Origin of the sequence: Actinomadura sp. WAC 06369 (genome assembly GCF_003947565.1) — a bacterium.
Taxonomy (GTDB): Bacteria; Actinomycetota; Actinomycetes; order Streptosporangiales; family Streptosporangiaceae; genus Spirillospora; species Spirillospora rifamycini.
Genome location: NZ_QHJN01000012.1, coordinates 20,065 through 41,384, shown reverse-complemented (window position 1 = coordinate 41,384; position 21,320 = coordinate 20,065). Strand labels below are relative to the sequence as shown.

The following is a 21,320-nucleotide window of genomic DNA, read 5'->3' as shown; positions in this document are numbered from 1 at the left end:
ATCATGTCGTTACGGCGCCGCGTCCTTCCCGCTGACGCCCGCCGAATCGAACGTGGCGACCTCGTGCAGCACCCGAACGGCGCCCTGGACCAGCGGGAGCGCGAGCAGAGCGCCGGTCCCCTCGCCGAGCCGCAGTTCCAGGTCGACCAGCGGGCGCAGCCCCAGCCGGTCGATGGCGGCGGCGTGCCCGGGCTCGGCGGAGCGGTGCCCGGCGACGCAGGCGTGCAGGGCGTCCGGGCACAGCGCGGCCGCGGCGAGCGCGGCGGCCCCGGCGATCACGCCGTCCAGGACGACCGGGACGCGCAGGGCGGCGCCGCCGAGGACGAACCCGGCGAGCGCGGCGTGCTCGAGGCCGCCGACCGCGGCCAGGACGTCCAGGGGGTCCCGGTCGCCCGCGCCGTCCAGGAGGCCGTGCCGGGCGAGCGCCGCGCGGACGATCTCGACCTTGCGGGCGTGCGTGGCGTCGTCCACGCCCGTCCCCCGGCCGGTGACGCGCTCGGGCGGCAGGCCGGTGAACGCGGCGATCAGCGCGGCGGACGCGGTGGTGTTCGCGATGCCCATGTCGCCGGTGACCAGGCAGCGGGCGCCCGCCGAGACCAGTTCGCGGGCCACCTCGATGCCGGTCTCGACGGCGCGGCGCACCTGCTCGCCGGTCATCGCGGGGCCGCGCGTCATGTCGGCGGTGCCGTGCGCGATCTTGCGGCGGAGCAGGCCGGGGGCGGCGTCCAGGTCGGCGGCGACGCCGACGTCCACGACGCTGACCTCGGCGCCGACCTGCCCGGCGAACGCGTTGACGACCGCGCCGCCCGCGAGGAAGTTCGCCACCATCTGGGCGGTGACCTCCTGCGGCCAGGGCGTGACGCCCTGCGCGTGGACGCCGTGGTCGGCGGCGAACACCGCGACGGCGGCCGGTTCGGGCAGCGGCGGCGGGCAGTGCCCGGCGAGCCCGGCGAGCCGGACCGACACCTCCTCCAGCACGCCGAGGGACCCCGGCGGCTTGGTGAGGCGGGCCTGGTGCTCGCGGGCATCGCGGATCGCGGCCTCGTCCGGCGGCGCGATCGCGGCGACCGTCTGCTCGATCATGTGCACGGCTTCCTTCCCGGGCAGCGCGCGCCGCCCGTACTCCTCGTCGTGGACGGCCCAGGCGAGGGGCCTGCGGCGCGCCCAGCCGGTCAGGTCGAGGACGGGCGCGGGCGGGAACCCGGTCACGTGCCCGACGCACAGGTAGGCGACGACCTCGACGTCGGCGGGCAGGCCGAGCTCGGCGGCCAGCTCGCGCTCGTCGAAGAAGCTGACCCAGCCGGCGGCGAGCCCTTCGGCGCGGGCGGCCAGCCACAGGTTCTGGACGGCGCAGGCCACCGAGTACTGGGCGGTGCTCGGCTGGGCGTGGCGGCCGAGCGGGTTGCGTCCGCCGCGGGTGGGGTCGCAGGTGACGGCGATGTTCACCGGCGCCTCGCGGATGGCCTCGATCTTGAGCCCGTCGAAGCGGGCGGCGCGCGCGGGCGGCAGCGTGGCGGCGTAGCCGTCGCGTTGGCGTTCCGCCAGGGCGCGGATGCGTTCGCGCTTTGCGGCGTCCCGGACGATGAGGAAGTCCCAGGGCTGGGTCAGCCCGACGGACGGTGCCCGGTGCGCGGCCTCGAGGATCCGGGTGAGGACGCCGTCGTCGACGGGGTCGGGCAGGAAGCCGTCCCGGACGTCGCGCCGTTCGGCGATGGCTCGGTGGACGGCGCGACGTTCGTCCACCGGGAAAGCGTGCGCGAAGTCACCCGGTGGGAAGTCGCCCGGTCCGGGGCCGTCCGGTCCGGGGCCGTCCGGTCCGGGGCCGTCAGATGCCGAGCTCACCCATGACCTCCAGAAGGGTCTCGTTGGACGCGCGGTCCCGGACGGCGATGCGGAGCCAGTCGGGGCCGAGCCCGGGGAAGGTGTCGCCGCGCCTGACCGCGTAACCGCGTTGCCGTAGCAGTGCCCTGATGCCGAGGGCGTCGGGGATGCGGACGCAAAGGAACGACGCGCGCGCGCCGGGGACGACGTACAGGCCCCGGCCGGTGAGTTCGGCGGCCAGCCGGTCCCGTTCGGTCCCGAGTTCCACGGCCCACTTCTCGGCCTCCGCGACGGCCTCGGGCGTGGAGCACTCCTCGACGGCGACGAGCGCGGGCGTGGACACCGCCCACAGCGGCTGCGCCTCCGCCAGCCGGGCCACGAGAGCGGGCGCGGCCAGCACGTACCCGGCGCGGAGCCCCGCCAGCCCCCACGTCTTGGTGAGCGACCGGATCACGACGACCCCGGCGGGCAGCCGCGCGGCGAGCGACTCGGGCTCGCCGGGCACGCAGTCCATGAACGCCTCGTCCACGACGACCGTCCGGCCGGGGCGGGCGAGCGCGGCGACCGCCGCGGCCGGGTGCAGCACCGACGTCGGGTTCGTCGGGTTCCCGATCACGACGAGGTCGGCGGCGGGCGGCACCGCCGCGGGGTCGAGCACGAAGTCCGCGCCGAGCACGACGCGCTCGACGTCGTGCCCGGCCGCCCGCAGCGCGGCCTCCGGCTCGGTGAACTGCGGGTGCACCACGACGGCGTGTTCCGGCGCCAGCACCCGCGCGAGCAGCACGAACGCCTCGGCGGCGCCCGCCGTGAGCAGCACCTCCTCGACCGAGCGGCCGTGCCGCCGCGCCACCGCGCGGCGCGCCGCCCGCGGGTCGGGGTAGGCGGCCAGGTCGGCGACCGACGCGCGAATCCGGTCGGCGAGCCAGGCGGGCGGCATGCCGGTCCGCACGTTCACGGCGAAGTCGGCGAGGCCGTCCCCGATCTCGGCGTCCCCGTGGTGCCGCAGGTCGATCCCGCGTCCCGCCGTGCCCGCGGTCACCGGGCCCCCTCGTGGTACAGCAGGGCGTTGACGGCCGCGGCGGCGACCGCGGAGCCGCCCTTCTCGGACACGTTGCTGAGCTGCGGCAGCCCGCTGGCGCGCAGCGCCTCCTTCGCCTCGGCGGCGCCGACGAACCCGACCGGGACGCCGATGACCAGCGCCGGGCCGACCCGCCGGTCGATGATCTCGAAGATCGCCTCGGGCGCCGATCCGACGACCCACACCGCGCCGGGCCCCACGTCGGCGTACGCGAGCCGGACGGCCGCGGCCGGACGCGTGATGCCCGCGGCCCGCGACATCCGCGCGGCGGCCGGGTCGGCGGCGTGGCAGACGGTCTCCCGCGCGGTGATCCCGGCGGCGACCATGCCCTCGTCGGTGACGATCGGCGCGCCGGAGCGCAGCGCCTCCCAGCCGCGCCGGAGGGACTCCTCCTCGGTCACCAGGTCGACCGCGTACTCCAGGTCGGCGGTGGCGTGGACGACCCGCTCGGCGACCGCCCGCCACAGCGGCGGCATCGGCGACAGGTCGACGCGGGACCGCAGGATCTCATACGACCTGATCTCCACCGGATGCGGCTGGCGTACGCTCACAGGAGCCTCCTGCTGGGTCACGGGCAATCCTCGCTGTCGCCGTCCCCGGGCGCGTGCCGCTCCGGGAGGAAGTACCAGGGTTTCACGGCTTCTACACCCCCATGCCGGGTTGCGGACACATGCCGGGATGCGCGCGCCGTGTCCGGTTCGACGGCGGCGGTCGCGATCGCCAGGGCGGCGGTCGCGCGGCCGGAGGCGCGCTTGGGGACCGCGAGGCGGACGGGGCCGCCGCACAGCGCGCGGGCGGCGTGCAGCGCCGCGGCCTCCGCGACGCTCGGCGTGCCCGCCCGCAGGCGCGCGACGTCCGACGGGTTCGGCACCGTGACCTGCGCGAGCACGGGCACAGGGTAGGCGACGAGCGGCAGGCCGCGGACCCGGGCGGCGGCGCGGACGGCGGGCTCGCCGCGCCGCCCCTCGGCGGTCGCGGCGCACCAGACGGCGCCGGGGCGCACGCCCGCCCGCCGCAGGACGGCGTCCAGCAGCGCGCCGACCTCGTCCGCACCGGCGGCCGCGGACACGCCGACGCCGAGCACCGCGACGTGCGTCGCGGCGGTCACAGCGGCGGGGTCCGCTCGACCGGGCGGCGCCGCGCCGGGGCGGGCCGGACGGGTTCGGGAGCGGCGCGACGCGCCCAGACGAGGGTCACCGGCGGGCCCGGCACCCCCGAGCCGCCGGACTGCGGCGGGACGAGAGGTGTCACGCCGAACGCGGCGGCCCGGGCGGTGAAACCCGCCCCGGCCAGGACGTCCACGATCTCGGGCACCCGGCGCTCGTCCGCCGTCGCAACGAACCGGTCCGGGGCGCGGTCCGCGCAGGCGCGGACGGACGCGGCCTCCGCTCCGGCCAGGAACACGGCGTCCGGGTCCGGGAGGTGGTCGAGGACGGACGGGAGCGCGCCGCGCGCCACCGCGACCCGCACGCGGCGGGCGCGGACGGCCGCGCGGATCCGCTCGCAGGACGCCGCGTCCGCCCCCACGGCGACCGCGGCCGCGCCGAACCGGGCGCACTCGGCCGCGACGGAGCCGACGCCGGACCCGAGGTCCCACACCAGGTCGCCCGTGCGCGGGCCGAGCCTGGCGAGGACGAACGCCCTGGTCTCGGGCGCGAGGGCCGCGCCGTCGAAGCCGTCCAGCGCCCAGCCGTCCGGGCCCGGCGGGCGCGCGGTCCAGCCGGGGCCGTCCGGCGGGCGGCGCTCGTCCAGGACGAGCACGACCTGCGGGGCGTTCCAGGGACGCGTGGTCGCCTCGGCCGGACGGACGCGCACCACGCGTTCGTCCGGTCCGTCGAGGTCCTCGCAGACGACGAACGTGCGCGGGGTCTGCGGGAACAGCGCGCGCGCCAGTTCCGCCGGGCCCGCGCCAGGAGCGGTCAGCACCGCGACCTTCGGGTGGGCGCGGCACGCGTTCACCGCACGGCGCAGCTCGTGCGCCGACACGATCAACGCGTCCTCCCACGGCAGACCGGCGCGCGCGCACGCGCGGATCACGAGGGATCCGTCCATGCCTACCGCGCCATGCGCCCGAACATGCCGACCATGCGCTCGCCCGAGGCGTCCACCAGGACCACCTGGGCCGCCACCGACCCGGCCCGGCGCTCCAGCTCGCCCGCGGTGCGGCGGCACAGCTCGCGGCCGCACGGCCCGAGCCGTCCGGCGGCCTCCCACAGCGCGTAGGCGCGCCCCGGGTCGGCGGCGGCGTCGGCCGCGGCGACCGCGGCGGCGAGCGCGCCGCCCTCGGCGTCGCCCGCCATGTCGGCGGTGATCTCGCCCAGCACCGGGCCGACGATGGCGGCCTGGTCGGCCAGCCCGGCGACGAGGACGACCTGCCGGATTCCGCGCCCGGCGGCCTCCCGCAGCGCGTCCAGGTCGACCGGCGCGAAGCAGCCGTCCGGCAGCTTCGGCAGCATCCTGCGGGCCGCGTCCTCCGCGCCGCCGCCGTACATCACCAGCGTCTCGTCGATCATGCCCGTCCCTCCCCGTCGTGGGCGACGAGCCTCCCGGAGGGTCCGTCCGCGGACGGACCCGGCGCGCCGGGGAGCGGCGGATCGATCAGCACGCCGGGGCGCGCCGCCACGACGCCGCGCGCCGCCTCCCGGAAGACGGCCGGGTCGCCGAGCGCGAACGCGACCGTGCGGGCGCCGCCGTCCAGGGCGGCGAGCACGGCGGCGGCGGGGTCGCCGTCCACCCGCCGGACCCGGGTCGTGTGCGCGCGCACGGGAGCGTCGGGCGCGTCGGCGACGAGCACGGCGTCGGCCTCGTGCAGCAGCCGCAGCGCCCGGACGGTGACCAGCTCCGGATCGCCCGGGCCGACGTCCACCGGCACGAGCCGCGCGGGCCGCTCGTCCCGCAGGTCGGGCGCGATGCGGCTGAACACGAACATGTCCTGGTTGGCGCCGTCCTCGACCTCGGCGCCGCGCGCGCGTCCCTCCCGCCAGAACCGCGCCTTCTCCGCCACCCGGATGGACGGCGCGTTGGTGACGAGCGCGCGCAACTCCACCCGGTACAGGCCGCAGTCTTGCAGCGCCCAGTCCGACACCACGCGGAGCGCCTCGGTCGCGTACCCGTTCCCGCGCGCGCTTGGCCGCATCCCGTATCCGACCTCGCACGTGCCCTGCGTCCAGTCGACCTTGAACAGCCCGATCGTCCCCAGGAGCCCGCCGTCCCCGTCCGTGATCGCCAGGTGGATGCCGAGGCCGTACTGCTGGACCTTGTGGATGCCCTCCCGCAGGAACCACGCGATCGTCTCGGCGTTGAGCGCGGTGGGGAAGTTGGGCGGGAGCCAGTCCTCCCGGGCGCGGATCACCTCGATGAGCTCCGCCGCGTCGTCCAGGCAGAACGGGCGCAGGACGATCCGCTCCCCCTCCAGGCGCACTTTTCCCTCGAAGGCGTTCAACCGCGCTCCCTACCGCAGGCGTCGACCAGTCTGCTCGCGAACCGGGGCGACCCGGCCCAGTGCAGGTGGAGGTAGGACGCGACACAGTCGCCCTGCACGAACCCCGCCGGACCGGACGTGGACCACTGCCAGGCGGCCGTGTCCCCGTGGACGGGATCCGTCACCGTGCGGTGGAACTCGTGACCGTGCACCCGCTCGCCCGTCCGGGCGACGACGGAGTCGGCCACCGCCACGGCGGCACGATAGCCCAGCGTCAGGCGCGGGGCCATGGCCGCTTTCACACCGTCCAGGACGCCGCACATCGGCGCACCGTCCAGCTCCTGCGCGAGGTAAAGGAGCCCCGCGCACTCGGCGTAGACGGGACGTCCCGCACCGGCGAACGCGGCCAGCTCCGCCCGCAGCCGCCCGTTCGCGGCCAGTTCCGCCGCGTACACCTCGGGGAACCCGCCGCCGACGACCAGGCCGCGCGTGCCCTCCGGCAGCGACTCGTCCCGCAGCGGGTCGAACCGGACGACCTCGGCGCCCGCGGCCGCCAGCAGCTCCGCGTTCTCCGCGTACCCGAAGGTGAACGCCGCTCCCCCGGCCACCGCGATCCGCGGCCGCACCCGGCCCGCGCCCCCGGCTTCCGCCGCCTCCGCGGCCGGGTCCCAGGGCTCCGCGGCGAGCGGCGGCGCCGACCGCGCCAGCGCCTCCAGGGCATCGAGGTCGCACGACGCCGCGACCAGCTCCCCGAGCCGCCGCACGCTCGCGACCGCGTCGGCGTCCCGCTCCGCGGCGGGGACCAGCCCCAGGTGCCGGGACGGCGCCGCCGCGTCCGCGTGCCGCCGCAGCGCCCCGAGCACCGGCACGCCCAGGTCGTCGAGCGCGTCCCGGCACATCGCCTCGTGCGCGTCCGACCCGAGCCGGTTGAGGATCACGCCGCCGACCCGCACCGGCCCGAACGACCGGAAGCCGTGGACGAGCGCCGCGACGGACCGCCCGGCCGCCGCCGAGGCGTCCACGACGAGCACCACGGGCGCGTCCAGCAGCGCCGCCACGTGCGCGGTCGACGCGAAGTCGCCGCCGCCGTGGTCCCCGCTGCCCGTCCGCCCGTCGTACAGGCCCATCACGCCCTCGACGACCGCGATCCCGGCGCCCGCCGCCCCGTGCAGGAACAGCGGGACGATCCGGTCCTCCCCCACGAGCCACGGGTCCAGGTTCCGGCCGGGCCGCCCGGTGGCCAGCGCGTGGTAGCCCGGGTCGATGTAGTCGGGCCCCACCTTGTGCGGCGAGACGGCCGCGCCCCGGCCCGCGAGCGCCGCCATCAGCCCGGTCGCGACCGTCGTCTTGCCGCTCCCGGACGCCGGCGCCGCGATCACCAGCCGCGGAACGTTCACCACTCGATGCCCTTCTGCCCCTTCTGCCCGCGATCCATCGGGTGCCGGACCTTGCCCATCTCCGTCACCAGATCGGCCGACTCGACCAGCCGCGGATCGGCGTCCCGCCCGGTGATCACCACGTGCTGGTTGCCGGGCCGTTCCCGGAGCGCCGCCACGACGTCGTCGACGTCCACCCATCCCCATTTCATCGGGTAGGTGAACTCGTCCAGGACGTAAAGGCGGTACGTCTCGGCCTGCAGATCCCGCTTGATCTGCTCCCAGCCCTCACGCGCGTCCGCCGCGTGGTCGTCCTCGCTGCCCGGCCGCTGGATCCACGACCAGCCCTCGCCCATCTTGTGCCATGCGACCGGACCGCCCTCGCCCGTCTCCCCGTGCAGCCGCCCAAGCGCGCGCAGCGCGTTCTCCTCCCCGATGCGCCACTTGGCGGACTTGACGAACTGGAACACCCCGATGGGCCACCCCTGGTTCCACGCCCGCAACGCCAGCCCGAACGCCGCCGTCGATTTCCCCTTGCCCGGCCCCGTATGCACCATCACCAGCGGCCGGTTGCGCCGCTGCCGCGTCGTGAGCCCGTCCTCCGGCACGTACTCCGGCTTCCCCTGCGGCATCCTCGATCCCTTCCACGTCGTCAGAACTCCGCGCGCCCGCCCCGGCAGGGGTCAGGCGGCACGGCGGGAGGCCCGGACCACGCCCGCGAGCGAGTCGGCGGCCAGGTCGTCCAGCCGGACGACCTCGGCGGCGAGCCGCGCGCCGAGCGCCCCGGCCAGCCCCAGCCGCACCGGGCCGGACTCGCAGTCGACGACCACCGCCGCGACACCCGCCAGCCGCGCCGCCGCGGCCGCCGGATCGGGACCGTGCGTCGCGCGCCCGTCGGTCACCACGACCAGGAGCGGACGGCGCGCCGGGTCCCGGAGCCGCTCCACCCGCAGGACGTCCGCCGCGCGCAGCAGCCCGGCCGACAGCGGCGTCCGGCCGCCCGTGGGCAGCCGTTCCAGGCGGCGCGCCCCCGCCTCCACCGACGAGGTCGGCGGCAGCGCCACCTCGGCCGCCGAGCCCCGGAACGTGATCAGCCCGACCTTGTCGCGGCGCTGGTAGGCGTCCAACAGCAGGCTCAGGACCGCGCCCTTCACCGCGCGCATCCGGGCGCGCGCGGCCATCGACCCGCTCGCGTCCACCACGAACAGGACGAGGTTGCCTTCGCGCCCGTCCCGGACGGCCTCGCGCAAATCCCCCGACCGGACGATCAGGCCCGTGCCGCTCCGCCCGCGCGCGCTCTGGTGCGGGGCGGCAGCGCGGAGCGTCGCGGTCAAGTGCAGCCCGCGCGCGCCCGGACGCGCACCCGACACCCGTCCGTACGGGCTGCGCGCCTTGGAACGCCGCCCCGGCGCGCCCGCACCGACACCGGGAACGGTGAACAGGCGCGGTTTGTAGGCGGCGTCCGCCGGCGCGGGTTCGCTCTCGCCGCTCCCCTCCCCACCGGACGGCTCAGGCGGCGCGGAGCCGTTCGCGTCGTCTCCCCGCACGTCCGGCCGCACCCCGCCACCGGACCCGTCGTCGTCCGGACCGCCGGGGCCGTCGTCGTCCGGTCCGTCGGGACCGTCGGAGCCATCCCGGCCATCCGGACCATCCGGGCGGTCGGGCCCCTCGGGGACCTCGGGAGGGTCGGCATCGGCGTGCTCGTCGAGGACCGCGTCCAGCTTGTCGGCGTCCAGGCCGGGCGCGTCGAACGGGTCGCGGCGGCGGCGGTGCGGCAGCGCGAGCCGCGCGGCGGTCCGCACGTCGTCGGCGGTGACCGCCGGACGGCCGTGCCAGGCGGCGAGCGCGATCGCGGCCCGCGCGGTCACCAGGTCGGCGCGCAGCCCGTCGACCTCGAAGGACGCGCAGACGGCGGTGATCCGGCGGAGCGCCGCGTCGGTCAGCTCGACCCGCGGCAGCCGCTCCCGCGCGGCCGCGATCCGGGCCGCGAGAGCGGCCTCGGCCGCCGCCCACCCGGCCGCGAACCCGGCCGGATCGTCCTCGAACCGGAGCCGCCGCCGGACGACCTCGGCCCGTTCGGCCGGGTCGCGGGTGGCGGCCACCTCGACGGTGAGGCCGAACCGGTCCAGCAGTTGCGGCCGCAGCTCCCCCTCCTCGGGGTTCATCGTGCCGACCAGCAGGAAGCGCGCGGCGTGCCGCACCGACACGCCCTCCCGCTCGACGTGCGACTCGCCCATCGCGGCGGCGTCCAGCAGCAGGTCGACCAGATGGTCGTGCAGCAGGTTGACCTCGTCGACGTACAGCACGCCGCGGTGCGCGGCGGCGAGCAGGCCCGGCTCGAACGCCGTGACGCCCTCGGTCAGCGCCCGCTCGATGTCGAGGGACCCGGTGAGGCGGTCCTCGGACGCGCCCACCGGCAGCTCCACCAGCCGGGCGGCCCGCTCACCGGCCCCCGCGCCGTGGGGGCCGTCCGGGCAGCCCGGGTCGGGGGCGTCCGGGTCGCAGGAGAAGCGGCACCCGGGGACGGTCCGCACCGGCGGGAGCAGGGCGGCCAGCGCCCGGACGACCGTCGACTTGGCGGTGCCCTTCTCCCCCCGCACGAGGACGCCGCCGACACCGGGCGACACGGCGTTGATCAGGAGCGCGAGCTTGAGGTCGTCCATCCCGACGACGGCGGAGAACGGGTAGCCGGGGGCCGGCGCGGCAGGGGGCATCGCGGATTCGTCCTTCCTCGGGTGTCCACGCCCGATGGCGGTACTGTCCGACGGCCGGAGTCTCCTGGCTCCCGGATCACCGCTCCCCCTCGGCCTTCCGGCATGCGCCGTGGCCCTGTCGAGAGGGAACTCCCCTGGTCACAGTTGCGGGACAGCCCCGGATTCGCACCGGGTTCCTCCGCGTCCGTCGCCCGCAAGGATCGCACACCGGTGCGCCGCGCGGGGAACGGCCCCGCTCAGGACGGCGACGCCTGCGGGATCGCGAACCACACCGCCTTGCCCCGCACCGACGGCCCGAGCCGGGACCGGGTGCGGCGCGCCCCCCACCGGCCGCCCGACAGCTCGCGCACGATCCCGAGACCGCGGCCGCAGTCGCCGGACGTCCACGAGTAGCCCGGCAGCGCGGCGTCCGCGAGCGCGTCGAACACCGCGCAGCGCACCTCGCCCGCGCCCTCCCCGCCCGTCCCGTCGTCGCCGAAGTACAGCCACAGCTCGTGCGGGCCGTGGTCGCCGGCGTGCTGGTGGGCGTTGGTGGCGAGCTCGCTGACCATCAGCTGCGCGTCGCCGATCACGTCGCGGGGGACGCCGAGCGCGGCGAGCGCGTCGCGCAGCACGCGGCGCGCGTGCCCGGCGCAGCCGGGGCCGCCGGGCAGCGCCCACACCCAGCCGGGACGGGTGCCGGCGGGGGCGCCGGGCTCGTCGGCCATCGCGTCCGCCATGCTCTGCGCGGCGTGCGCGGGATCCGGCGGGGGCGCGGATCGCGGCGCCGCGCCCGGGGCCGGTCCGGGCGCGAGACGGGTTTCGGCCTTCACGGGCACGTCCGCGTGGGCGGTCCGGACGTCCGTAACGTGGGCTGACGAGGTCTTCACGGGTCCTCCCGCAACTACGTCCCGGGGTGCGCGGCGGGCTCGCTCGTCACTTTCGGTCCCCGAGCAGTCACGGATCCCAGCGTTACGTGAGATTCTCACCTTTGCAACTGCCTTCGGGAAATCGACCTGCCTTCGCACCGGGATGCGGCAATCTCGTTGTGGCGCACCCGCCGAGTGAGGAGACTCCACTCCCGTAACGGGTTCCCGCCCGAGGGCGAGCGCCGTCGGCCGCGAGGCCGGGGGCGCGCCGTTACCAGACCGAGCCGACGGCATTGGAGGTGACCTGGTTGGCTACGTTCCGTGCAGGACGGCAGACCCACCCGTCTGTGCTTCCTCAGCAGGCGGCTCTGGAATCCGCGTCGGCAGACACCCCGAGGAACAGGGACGAAACGAGGCGCGGACGCCGCAGCGCGGCACCCGGCACGGACCATGGTCGAGGGGAGACCGCGGCCGCTTCACCTGGCGGCCGCGGCGTCACCCCCGTCCCGCACCGGGGCGGGGAGATGGGCCGTGAGGTCCGCATACGTCAACCTGCCGTGTTCGTCCTGGACAAGAACGGCAGACCGCTGCAGCCGACCACTCCACCGCGGGCGCGCAAGCTGCTCAGCAGCGGACGAGCGGTGGTCGCGCGGCACACGCCGTTCGTCATCCGCCTCAGAGACCGCACCGTCCGGGAATCACGGGTCGACGGCGTGGAGATCGGTATCGATCCCGGCTCCCGGCACACCGGCATGGCCGTGTTCACCTCCCGACGGGAAGAGAGGCGGGCCCGGTTCGGCGTCAGGCTCGACCACCGGGGCTCGGCCATCGGCAAGAAGCTGCGGCAGCGCGCCGCCTACCGGCGGCGGCGCCGGACCGCGAACCTGCGTCACCGAGCCCCTCGCTTCGACAACCGCGTGCGTACCGACGGGTGGATCGCGCCATCGGTGCGGCACCGCCTCGAGACCACCGTCTCCTGGGTAGACCGGCTGTCCCGATGGGCCCCTGTGACGGCCGCCCACCTTGAGCGCACCGCGTTCGACACGCACGCCATGGCCGCCGGACGACCACTGGAAGGAGCCGAATACCAGCACGGCACTCTGCACGGCTACGAAGTTCGCGAGTACCTCCTGGCCAAGTTCGGACGGACTTGCGTCTACTGCGACGCCACCGGTGTTCCGCTCAACATCGACCATGTGGTTCCCCGTTCCCGCGCCGGCTCCGACCGCGTGAGCAACCTGGTGCCGGCGTGCATCCCTTGCAACCGCGCCAAGGGCGACCTGCCCGTGGAGCATTTCGCTCCCGCCAAGGCCGCCTCGATCAAAGTTCGCGCCTTGGCGCCCCTGCGGGACGCCGCCGCGCTGAACACCGCACGCCGGGCACTGTGGAAGGCGCTCGACGCGCGCATGCCGGTGCGCGCCTCCTCAGGAGGCCGCACCAAATGGAACAGGACTCGTCACCACCTGCCGAAGTCGCACACGCTCGACGCGCTCGCCGTCGGCGAACTCGACTCGATCACTGAGATCCTCACCGTCTTCCTTGCCGTCGGATGCACGGGCCGCGGCACCTACGCCCGCACTCGTCCCGACAGGCACGGGTTCCCCCGCCTTCGCCTCCCTCGCCGCAAGGACGTTTTCGGGTTCCGGACCGGAGACCTCGCCCGGGCCGTGGTCCCGTCCGGCAAGAACGCCGGAACGCATACCGGGCGCATCGCCGTCCGCTCCTCCGGAACGTTCACCGTCCGCTCGAGAGGCGGGCTGTTCACCGCTCGGCACATCCGCTTCCGGCTGCTCCAGCGAGCGGACGGCTATGCCTACACCACCGGAAAGGAGGCAGGGACCGCCGCTCGTCCGTGACGGGCCTGGAAGCGTCCCTGAACTCGAATGACTTACCGTCCCACCGTTCGCGGCCGTCGCCTGGCGCGCGAGATCCGAAGGCTGCGCGAGGAGCAGAAGCTCACCCTGCAGGAGGTCGCGGACCGGCTCGACTGGTCGCGGGCGACCATCTCTCGGCTTGAAACGGGCCAGACCCGCCCGAAACCGGGCGACATCGCCGACATCCTCGATCTGTACGGGGTGCCGAGTCCGGAGCGGGACTCGCTGATCACGCTGGCGCGGCAGGCGGGCCAGCGGGGTTGGTGGACCGCGTACCAGGACGTCTTCGCCGGCAGCTACGTCGCGCTGGAGGACGAGGCGTCGCACATCCGCACCTGGGACCCCCAGCTGATCCACGGGCTGCTGCAGACCGAGCAGTACGCGCGCCAGGTCATCACCGCGGGGCGGCTGCTGCCCAACCAGGAGGACATCGAGCGCCGCATCTCGGCCCGCAAGCACCGGCAGGGGCTGCTGACCCGGGAGAACGCGCCGCAGCTCCACGTGGTCTTCGACGAGGGGGTGCTGCGGCGGCCGATCGGCGGGCCGGGCGTGATGCGCGCTCAACTGGAGGCGCTCATCGAGGCGGCGGACCGCCCGACGATCACCATTCAGGTACTTCCGTACTCAGCGCAGGAGCATGCGGGCCTAGACGGACGTTTCACCATATTGTCGTATCCGGACCCCGCGGACCCCGATATCGCCTACGTAGAGGGCACCATGGGCGACGTTTACCTTGAGAGCGCGGAGGCAATAGCAAAACATAGGGACCGCTTCGATCGGATCGAGGCGGCCGCTTTGTCCACCGAGGAATCCGCGCACCTCATAGCCGAGGCAGCAAGGAGCAGCCCGTGACCAACCTGCAGCGCGACCTGACCGGGGCCGCATGGCGCAAGTCCTCCCACAGCGGGAGCGGCGACCAGTGCGTCGAGGTGGCCCCCCTCTCCCGCGATCTGCGCGCTGTCCGTGATTCGAAGGACCCCGGCGGCCCGGCCCTGGTGCTGACGCCCGCCGCGTTCGAGGCCCTCCTGACCATCGCCAGGGAGGCATAGCCCGGTACCGGAGGGCCGCGGTCTCCCCCGGCCGCGGCCCTCCGGCATGCCCGCCCCGCTTCCGCGAAAGTAGAACGTGTTCTACCATCGAGCGGCGTCGTCAACGCGGAGAAGGGGTTGCATCGTGAGCGCGGATCTCAAGCTGGGCGTGAACGTCGGCTACTGGCAGCGCGAGCCGGAGGACCAGACCGACACCGTCCTGGCGGCCGAACGGCTCGGCTACGACTCGGTGTTCACCGCGGAGGCGTACGGGTCGGACGCGTTCACGCCGCTCACCTGGTACGCGGCGCGGACGTCCCGGATCAAGCTGGGCACCGCGGTGGTGCAGATGTCGGCGCGGACGCCGGCCGCCACCGCGATGCACGCCCTCACCCTCGACGCGCTGTCGGGCGGACGGGTGATCCTCGGGCTCGGCGCGTCCGGCCCGCAGGTCGTCGAGGGGTGGTACGGGCAGCCGTTCCCGAAGCCGCTGGCCCGGACGCGCGAGTACCTCGACATCGTCCGGCAGGTGTGGCGGCGGGAGGAGCCGGTGACCAGTGCCGGGCCGCACTACCCGCTGCCGCTGCCGGGCGGCGCGGGCCTCGGCAAGCCGCTGAAGTCGATCGTGCATCCGGTGCGCCCGGAGATCCCCGTCTACCTGGGCGCCGAGGGCCCGAAGAACGTGGCGCTCGCCGCCGGGGCGACGCAGGGCTGGCTGCCGCTGTTCGTCGACCCCGAGCAGATCGAGCCGGTGTTCGGGGCGTCCCTCGCCGGACGCCCGGACGGCTTCGAGATCGCGGCGACCGTCACCACGATCGTCACCGACGACCTGGCGTCCGCGCTGGAGTTCGCCAAGGTCCCGCTCGCGTTCTACATCGGCGGGATGGGCGCCCGCGAGCGCAACTTCCACCTCGACCTCATCGGGCGGCTCGGCTACGCGGAGCAGGCGGCCCGGGTGCAGGAGCTGTTCCTGGACGGCCGGCGCCAGGAGGCGATCAAGGCGGTGCCGGACGAGCTCGCCGACTCGATCTCGCTGCTCGGGCCGATCGGGCGGATCAAGGAGCGCATGGGGCTGTGGCGCGACAGCCCCGTCACCACGCTGCTGATCGCCGGGGTGAAGGACGAGCCGACGCTGCGGGCGATCAAGGAGGTCGTCGACGGCTGAGCCGGTGGAACGCGTTCTCGCCGGGGAATGCGGGCGGCCCGCGGTGCGCTGCACGGGGTGAACCCCGAAGATCACACGTGGGAAGAGGGACACCCGATGTCCGCGCAGGAAGACGCCGCCCGCCTCCTCGTCCGAACCCTGGAGGCGGAGGGCGTCGAGTACGTCTTCGGCATCCCCGGCGAGGAGAACATCCACTTCGTCGACGCGCTGAACGACTCGTCGATCCGCTACGTCCTCGTCCGGCACGAGCAGGGCGCCGCGTTCATGGCCGAGATCTACGGCCGGCTCACCGGGAAGGCGGGCGTGGCGTCGGCGACGCTCGGCCCCGGCGCGATCAACCTGCAGCTCGGCGTCGCGGACGCCACCACCAACAGCACCCCGGTCGTCGCGATCTCCGCGCAGGTCGGGCTGGACCGCATCTACAAGGAGTCGCACCAGATCGTCGACCTGGTGTCGCTGTTCCGGCCGATCACGAAGTGGTCGGAGCTGGCGCCGCGCGCCGAGGCGCTCCCGGAGATGGTGCGCAAGGCGTTCAAGACCGCGCAGACCGAGCGTCCCGGCGCCGTGTACCTGGCGATCCCGGAGGACGTCGAGTCGGCGCAGGTCCCGGTCGGCCTGGCGCCGCTGCCGGTGAACGTCGTGCGCCCGCAGGAGCCGTCGCCGTCGCAGGTCGCGCGGGCCGCGGACGTCCTGGCGCTCGCGCGGCGCCCGATCGTCCTGGCGGGGCACGGCGCGACGCGGCAGGGCGCGAGCGCGGCGCTGGTGTACCTGTCGGAGCGGCTGGGGCTGCCGGTCGCGACGACGTTCAACGGCAAGGGCGTGTTCCCGGACGACCACCGCAACGCGCTCGGGGCGGTCGGGTTCATGCGGCACGACTACGTGAACTTCGGGTTCGACGAGGCGGACGTGCTCATCACCGTCGGGTACGAGCTGCAGGAGTTCGACCCGGTCAAGATCAACCCGTCCGGGGACAAGAAGATCATCCACATCCATCCGTCGCCCGCCGAGGTCGACGACCACTACGCGGTCGAGGTCGGGATCCAGGGGGACATCCCGCGGTCGCTGTACGCGCTGGCCGACTCGGTCCACCGGCGGTTCGACGTGAACGGGACGGGCCGCAGGATCCGCGAGCTGATGCGGGACGAGCTGGCCGAGGGGGCCGCCGAGGAGGGGTTCCCGCTCTCGCCGCGCCGCATCGTCGCGGACGTCCGCGCCGCGATGGGCCGGGAGGACATCGTGCTCGCCGACACGGGGGCGGTGAAGATGTGGATGGCGCGGATGTACCCGACGTACGAGCCGAACACGCTGCTGGTGTCGAACGGGCTGTCGTCGATGGGGTTCGCGGTGCCGGGCGCGATCGCCGCCAAGCTGGCCCATCCGGACCGGAAGGTGCTGGCGGCGACCGGCGACGGCGCGTTCCTCATGAACTCGCAGGAGCTCGAGACCGCCGTCCGGGAGAACGTCCCGATCACGGTGCTGATCTGGGACGACTCGGCGTACGGGCTGATCGGGTGGAAGATGGAACTCGACCTCGGCCGCAGCTCCCACATCGCGTTCGGCAATCCCGACTTCGTCAAGTACGCGGAGAGCTTCGGCGCCCACGGGTACCGGGTCGAGTCGGCCGCCGAGCTGCTGCCCACGCTGCGCAAGGCGCTCGCCGACGACGGGGTGTCGGTGGTCACCGTCCCGGTCGACTACTCGCACAACCTGCGCCTCACCGACAAGCTCGGCGAGCTGACCGATCCGTTCTGAGGGCGGGTCAGGCGCGGCAGACGATCTCGGCGTGGAGGACGGCGAACCAGCCGTCCTCCGCCGCCGCCCACGCCTTCCAGCCCGCGTAGATCGCGTCCAGTTCCGCGCGGGTGGCGTGGCCCTCGGCGACGGCGGTGTCGGCGACGGCCGAGCGGGCGAGGCGCCCGCCCCACGACTCGCTCCACCACTCGCGTTCGTCCGGCGTCGCGAAGCACCAGGCGGACGCGGACGCGCGCACGTCGGCGAACCCGGCCTCGCGGGCCCACGCGGCGAGGCGCCGTCCGGCGTCGGGTTCGCCGCCGTTGCCGCGCGCGACCGCGCGGTAGACGGGCAGCCAGGCGTCCATGCCGGGCGGGTCCGGGTGCCAGACCATGCCGCCGAAGTCGGCTTCGCGGACGGCGACGACCCCGCCGGGCTTCGCGACGCGGCGCATCTCGCGCAGCGCGCCGACCGGGTCGGCGATGTGCTGCAGCACCTGGTGGGCGTGGACGACGTCGAACGCGCCGTCGTCGAACCGCAGGTCGTGGACGTCCCCGACGGCGAACTCGAGGTTCGCGGCGCCGCCCGCGGCGGCGCGCGCCTCCGCGACGGCGGTCCCGGCGGCGTCCACGCCGACGACGCGGCCCGGCGCGACGCGCTCCGCCAGCCCCGCGGTGATCGAGCCGGGGCCGCAGCCGACGTCCAGCACCGACGCGCCGGGGCGCAGGTGCTCGACGAGGTAGGCGGCCGAGTTCTCGACCGTCCGCCGGCGGTGGGCGCTCAGGACGGTCTCGTGGTGTCCGTGGGTGTAGGTCGCCTGGTCGGCCATGGGTCACCTCTCCTTCGCGATGACCGCACCCTACGCCGCCTTCTCGTATCTTGAGAAACATGTTTCATATATTGAGACGCACGGGGAAAGAAGAAGCCGGGACGCTGTCGTCCCGGCCCTTTCTACGCTACGGTTTCCCCCGTCAGGCGGCGGCCACGGCGGCGCTCGACGGCCGGCGACGCGCGTCCCGCACGGGGAGCGTCTCGACCGCGGCGAGCGCGCGAGGCGGCTCGGCGTAGGCGTTCATCGTCGCGTGGGTGAGCTCGGTCAGCCACGGCTGCACCACGGTCCGCTCGGCGGGCCCGTCCAGCCGCGGGCGAGAGATATGGAAAGTCGCCTCCACTGCCAACACCCCTTCCTGTACGCCGACGGCACCGCCGCCCGGCGGGGCCGTCGCCTGTGACGTACCCCTGGTACGTCGTAACAAGCGTCACGGTTCGGCATCTGTTCCCACCGGAACCTGTGATCACATGCACAAACTACAGAGCGCCACTGACATTTCCGGCTAGTCCGGACGGGGCGCAGGGTCGGTCGTCACGGCCCGCAGCAGCGGGCGGCTGAGCGCGCTCGCGCCGAGGATCCCGCCGAAGCCGAGCACCAGGAACCCGGCGAGCGTCGCCAGCCCGGGCGCCCCGACGCCGACCGCGAACGGGGACGCGAAGAACAGGCCCGCGAGCAGCGACCCGCCGCCCATCACCGCGAGCGGGACGAGCGTCTCCTGCCGGCGCGCGCGGTCCAGCACGCTCAGCGGCGTCCCGGCGAGGCGGAGCATCGCGTACTCCCGGCGGCGGTCCAGGACGGCGGACGCCCCGGTGACGCCCGCGCTCGTGGCGCCGATGAGGAACGCGGCGGCGAGCACGGTCAGCGCACCCGTCCGCAGGTCGCCGAGCAGGTACCGGCCGCCGGTGTCGTCGTCGGCCGGGGTGGTGGCGACGCCGCCCGGGACGAGCCCGTGCAGCGCGGTGCGGGCGCGGTCGACGGCCGCGCCGCCGCCCGGCACGGTGATCGTCACGACCGTCCGGCCCTCGTGGGCGGCATCGTGCAGGGGGTCGCCGTCGCCGGTCGCGACGGCGGCGCCGGTCCCGGCGAGGCGCTCCCGCGCCTGGGCCGCGACGGCCGCGGGCGCGCGGCCGTCCGGAACGGCGATCCGCAGCCGGTCGGACGGCCCGGACTCGATCGCCCCCGGGTTGAGCAGCGCCAGGAACCCCGCGACGAACCCGGTGAGCGCGACGCCCGCGACCGTCCGCCACGCCGCGCGCGGGTCGTCCCGCAGGCGGCGGCCCGCGAGCAGCCGGGACGGGCCGCGGGCGAACACGACCATGAGCCCGCCGATCGCCGCCACCGCCCACGGCCCGGCGTAGTTGATCGCGAGGAAGGCCAGCGTCATCAGCACCAGGAGGACCGCGAGCCCGGCGTACCGCATCCCCATGAGCGCGCCGCCGACGACGGCGAACGCGGCGAGGACGGCGAGCGGCGCCAAGAGCCGGACGGCGCGCAGCGCGGGCGGCGTCTCCCGGCGGGCCACGCCGAGCGGGCCGACGACGACGCGGCGCAGCCCGACGACGGCGCTGGCGCCGACGAGCACCGGCACCGCGGCGAGGACGGCCGCGACGGTCGGCAGGCCGGGCCACAGGTGCCCGGCGAACCAGCCGCCGCCCTGGATGGTGATGTGCGCGAGCGCCGGGACGGCCGCCGCGTACAGCACGGCGCCCAGCGCGGCGCCCGCGGCGGCGGTGAGGACGGCCTCGGCGGTGGTGATCGCGACGACCTGGCCGGGGGTCGCGCCGACCAGCCGGAGCGCGGCGAGCCGCCCGTCGCGGCGCGCCACGGTGAGCCGGGCGGCGGCGCCGCCGAACACCAGCAGCGGCGCGGCCATCAGGACGGACGCGATCCCGGCGAGCCCCCGGTAGACGCCCATCCAGGCGGACGTGCCGGTGGCGTACGCGTCGATGCGGGTGGGGGCGGCGGTGGTGTCCAGGCCGGTCGTGTCGGTGCGCGGGGCGGTCAGGACGGGCGCGGCGGCGTCCCGCCCGATGACCGCGACGAGCTCCCCGGGGTGCACGAGCGCGTCGTCGCCGAGCGTCCCAGCGGACGCGGGGAACCGGTCGGCGAGCCGCTCGGCGGGCAGCTCCGCGAGCAGGCCGGCCAGCGCGGGGGACGCCCACAGCTCGCCCGGCGCGGGGAAGCGCGGCATCCCGGGCGGGACGGGCGCGCCGTCCGACAGCGCGGCGAGGTCGACGACGGTGATCGGCGTGCCGTGCCCGCCTCCGGCGTCGACGTAGTCGGTGGAAAGCGCCTGCACGGCGGTGGGCGTCCCGGACGCCTCCGCCGGGTGCCGCCACGCGTCGGCGGCGGCGCGCTCGGCGAACGCGTGGTGGGCGCCGAGCGCGAACAGCAGCAGGCCCGTCGAGACGGCCACGGCGGCGAGGGTGAGCAGGGACCCGAGCAGGTCGCGGGCTCCCCCGCCGCGCAGCAGCCGCCACGCCAGGCCGACGGGCGTGCGCATCACGCCGCTCCGGCGAGGGCGGGCCGCACGCGGCCGTCGCGGACCTCGACCGTCCGGTCGCACCAGCCCGCGACGGACGCGTCGTGCGTGACGACGACGAGGGACGCGCCGTTGCCGCGGGTCGCGTCGACCAGCAGCGCCATGGTCTCGCGGCCGGTGGCCTGGTCGAGGGAGCCGGTGGGCTCGTCGGCGAACACGACGGCGGGGCGGGTCACGAGGGCGCGGGCGATCGCGACGCGCTGCGCCTGCCCGCCCGACAGCTCGCCCGGGCGGCGGCCCTCCGTCCCCGCGAGGCCGAGCGGCCCGAACCAGGCGCGGGCGGCCCGCACCGCCTCCCGGCGCGGCGTCCCGTTCAGCATCAGCGGCAGCGCGACGTTCTCCTCGGCGGGCAGTTCCGGGAGGAGCTGGCCGAACTGGAAGACGAACCCGAAGCGGGTGCGGCGCAGGACGCTGCGGCGGCGCTCGCCGAGGGCGTCGACGCGCTCCCCGAGCAGCCGCACCTCGCCGGCGTCCGGCCGGACGATCCCGGCGAGGCAGTGCAGCAGCGTCGACTTCCCGGAGCCGCTCGGGCCCATGATCGCGACGGTCTCGGCGCGGGCGACGGCGAGGTCGACGCCGTCGAGCGCGACGGTCGGCCCGAACCGCTTGGCCAGGCCCCGCCCCGCCAGGACGGGCTCGGGGCCGGCCTCGAAGCCGGGCTCGGGGGCGGGCGCGGTGAGATCGGTCACCGGTCCCCCTCCGGGGCGCCGGCGCCGCCGCCGCGCGGGCGGCGTGCCCGCCACGACTCGGCGATCTCGGTCGCCGGCATCACGACCCCGCCGTAGACGACGAAGACGGCGAACGCGGCGAGGAAGGCGACGGCGAGCGGGACATAGATGATTTCCATGCCCCCAGCGTGCGGGAGCGCGCCGCCCCGCCGCATCGGGCGC

Annotated in this window: 21 protein-coding genes and 1 riboswitch; of the genes, 5 read left to right on the top strand and 16 right to left on the bottom strand. The window is 75.5% G+C overall.

What is annotated here, in order from left to right; translation table 11 throughout:
- Positions 1–9: 9 nt before the first annotated feature.
- From cobT to DMH08_RS05390, 11 genes are all read right to left on the bottom strand, one after another.
- Positions 10–1,743, bottom strand: a complete 1,734-nt coding sequence (gene cobT, locus DMH08_RS05440; protein WP_442778627.1) for a nicotinate-nucleotide--dimethylbenzimidazole phosphoribosyltransferase — start codon at positions 1,741–1,743, stop codon at positions 10–12.
- A gap of 82 nt (positions 1,744–1,825) precedes the next feature.
- Positions 1,826–2,860, bottom strand: a complete 1,035-nt coding sequence (gene cobC / locus DMH08_RS05435) for an Rv2231c family pyridoxal phosphate-dependent protein CobC (RefSeq protein WP_026404600.1) — start codon at positions 2,858–2,860, stop codon at positions 1,826–1,828.
- Positions 2,857–3,450, bottom strand: a complete 594-nt coding sequence (locus DMH08_RS05430) for a precorrin-8X methylmutase (protein ID WP_026404601.1) — start codon at positions 3,448–3,450, stop codon at positions 2,857–2,859. The genes cobC and DMH08_RS05430 overlap by 4 nt, the downstream gene beginning before the upstream one ends.
- 17 nt (positions 3,451–3,467) lie before the next feature.
- Entirely contained in the window at positions 3,468–4,007 is a 540-nt protein-coding gene (locus DMH08_RS39970) for a cobalamin biosynthesis protein (RefSeq protein ID WP_158642254.1), read from the bottom strand.
- The gene (locus tag DMH08_RS05420) at positions 4,004–4,951 is read right to left on the bottom strand and encodes a hypothetical protein (RefSeq protein ID WP_233617411.1); all 948 of its coding nucleotides are present in this window, start codon (positions 4,949–4,951) and stop codon (positions 4,004–4,006) included. The genes DMH08_RS39970 and DMH08_RS05420 overlap by 4 nt, the downstream gene beginning before the upstream one ends.
- Before the next feature lie 2 nt (positions 4,952–4,953).
- The gene (locus DMH08_RS05415) at positions 4,954–5,412 is read right to left on the bottom strand and encodes a hypothetical protein (protein ID WP_026404602.1); all 459 of its coding nucleotides are present in this window, start codon (positions 5,410–5,412) and stop codon (positions 4,954–4,956) included.
- Positions 5,409–6,341, bottom strand: coding sequence for a GNAT family N-acetyltransferase (locus DMH08_RS41440; RefSeq protein WP_158642253.1), 933 nt, complete (start codon positions 6,339–6,341; stop codon positions 5,409–5,411). Before DMH08_RS41440 ends, DMH08_RS05415 begins: the two co-directional genes overlap by 4 nt.
- The gene (locus tag DMH08_RS05405) at positions 6,338–7,702 is read right to left on the bottom strand and encodes a cobyrinate a,c-diamide synthase (RefSeq protein WP_199747634.1); all 1,365 of its coding nucleotides are present in this window, start codon (positions 7,700–7,702) and stop codon (positions 6,338–6,340) included. The genes DMH08_RS41440 and DMH08_RS05405 overlap by 4 nt, the downstream gene beginning before the upstream one ends.
- 11 nt (positions 7,703–7,713) lie before the next feature.
- Positions 7,714–8,328, bottom strand: a complete 615-nt coding sequence (gene cobO, locus DMH08_RS05400; protein WP_026404604.1) for a cob(I)yrinic acid a,c-diamide adenosyltransferase — start codon at positions 8,326–8,328, stop codon at positions 7,714–7,716.
- A gap of 51 nt (positions 8,329–8,379) precedes the next feature.
- Positions 8,380–10,410, bottom strand: coding sequence for a putative cobaltochelatase (locus DMH08_RS05395; RefSeq protein ID WP_125612099.1), 2,031 nt, complete (start codon positions 10,408–10,410; stop codon positions 8,380–8,382).
- Positions 10,411–10,467: 57 nt separating this feature from the next.
- Positions 10,468–10,589: riboswitch (cobalamin riboswitch) on the bottom strand.
- 57 nt (positions 10,590–10,646) lie between these two features.
- Positions 10,647–11,222, bottom strand: coding sequence for an ATP-binding protein (locus DMH08_RS05390; protein ID WP_233617409.1), 576 nt, complete (start codon positions 11,220–11,222; stop codon positions 10,647–10,649).
- Between the two features lie 593 nt (positions 11,223–11,815).
- Here DMH08_RS05390 and iscB point away from each other — a divergent pair.
- The 5 genes from iscB (at position 11,816) to DMH08_RS05365 (ending at position 17,077) form a co-directional block, all read left to right on the top strand.
- On the top strand, positions 11,816–13,114 hold the full coding sequence (gene iscB / locus DMH08_RS05385; RefSeq protein ID WP_125612097.1) for an RNA-guided endonuclease IscB: 1,299 nt from the start codon (positions 11,816–11,818) through the stop codon (positions 13,112–13,114).
- A gap of 27 nt (positions 13,115–13,141) precedes the next feature.
- Entirely contained in the window at positions 13,142–13,984 is an 843-nt protein-coding gene (locus tag DMH08_RS05380) for a helix-turn-helix domain-containing protein (RefSeq protein ID WP_026404608.1), read from the top strand.
- Positions 13,981–14,181, top strand: a complete 201-nt coding sequence (locus tag DMH08_RS05375) for a DUF397 domain-containing protein (protein WP_026404609.1) — start codon at positions 13,981–13,983, stop codon at positions 14,179–14,181. Before DMH08_RS05380 ends, DMH08_RS05375 begins: the two co-directional genes overlap by 4 nt.
- 124 nt (positions 14,182–14,305) lie before the next feature.
- The gene (locus DMH08_RS05370) at positions 14,306–15,325 is read left to right on the top strand and encodes an LLM class F420-dependent oxidoreductase (RefSeq protein WP_125612095.1); all 1,020 of its coding nucleotides are present in this window, start codon (positions 14,306–14,308) and stop codon (positions 15,323–15,325) included.
- Between the two features lie 96 nt (positions 15,326–15,421).
- Positions 15,422–17,077, top strand: coding sequence for an acetolactate synthase large subunit (locus tag DMH08_RS05365; RefSeq protein WP_125612093.1), 1,656 nt, complete (start codon positions 15,422–15,424; stop codon positions 17,075–17,077).
- Between the two features lie 7 nt (positions 17,078–17,084).
- Here DMH08_RS05365 and DMH08_RS05360 read toward each other — a convergent pair whose 3' ends face one another.
- The 5 genes from DMH08_RS05360 to DMH08_RS39960 all read right to left on the bottom strand — a co-directional run bounded on the left by DMH08_RS05360 (position 17,085) and on the right by DMH08_RS39960 (position 21,277).
- Positions 17,085–17,885: a methyltransferase domain-containing protein gene (locus tag DMH08_RS05360; RefSeq protein WP_125612091.1), complete on the bottom strand. Its 801-nt coding sequence runs from the start codon at positions 17,883–17,885 to the stop codon at positions 17,085–17,087.
- Positions 17,886–18,027: 142 nt separating this feature from the next.
- The gene (locus DMH08_RS05355) at positions 18,028–18,228 is read right to left on the bottom strand and encodes a hypothetical protein (RefSeq protein WP_125612089.1); all 201 of its coding nucleotides are present in this window, start codon (positions 18,226–18,228) and stop codon (positions 18,028–18,030) included.
- A gap of 162 nt (positions 18,229–18,390) precedes the next feature.
- On the bottom strand, positions 18,391–20,391 hold the full coding sequence (locus DMH08_RS05350) for an FtsX-like permease family protein (protein WP_125612087.1): 2,001 nt from the start codon (positions 20,389–20,391) through the stop codon (positions 18,391–18,393).
- The gene (locus tag DMH08_RS05345) at positions 20,391–21,119 is read right to left on the bottom strand and encodes an ABC transporter ATP-binding protein (protein WP_051301242.1); all 729 of its coding nucleotides are present in this window, start codon (positions 21,117–21,119) and stop codon (positions 20,391–20,393) included. The genes DMH08_RS05350 and DMH08_RS05345 overlap by 1 nt, the downstream gene beginning before the upstream one ends.
- Entirely contained in the window at positions 21,116–21,277 is a 162-nt protein-coding gene (locus DMH08_RS39960; RefSeq protein ID WP_158642252.1) for a hypothetical protein, read from the bottom strand. Before DMH08_RS39960 ends, DMH08_RS05345 begins: the two co-directional genes overlap by 4 nt.
- Positions 21,278–21,320 lie beyond the last annotated feature (43 nt).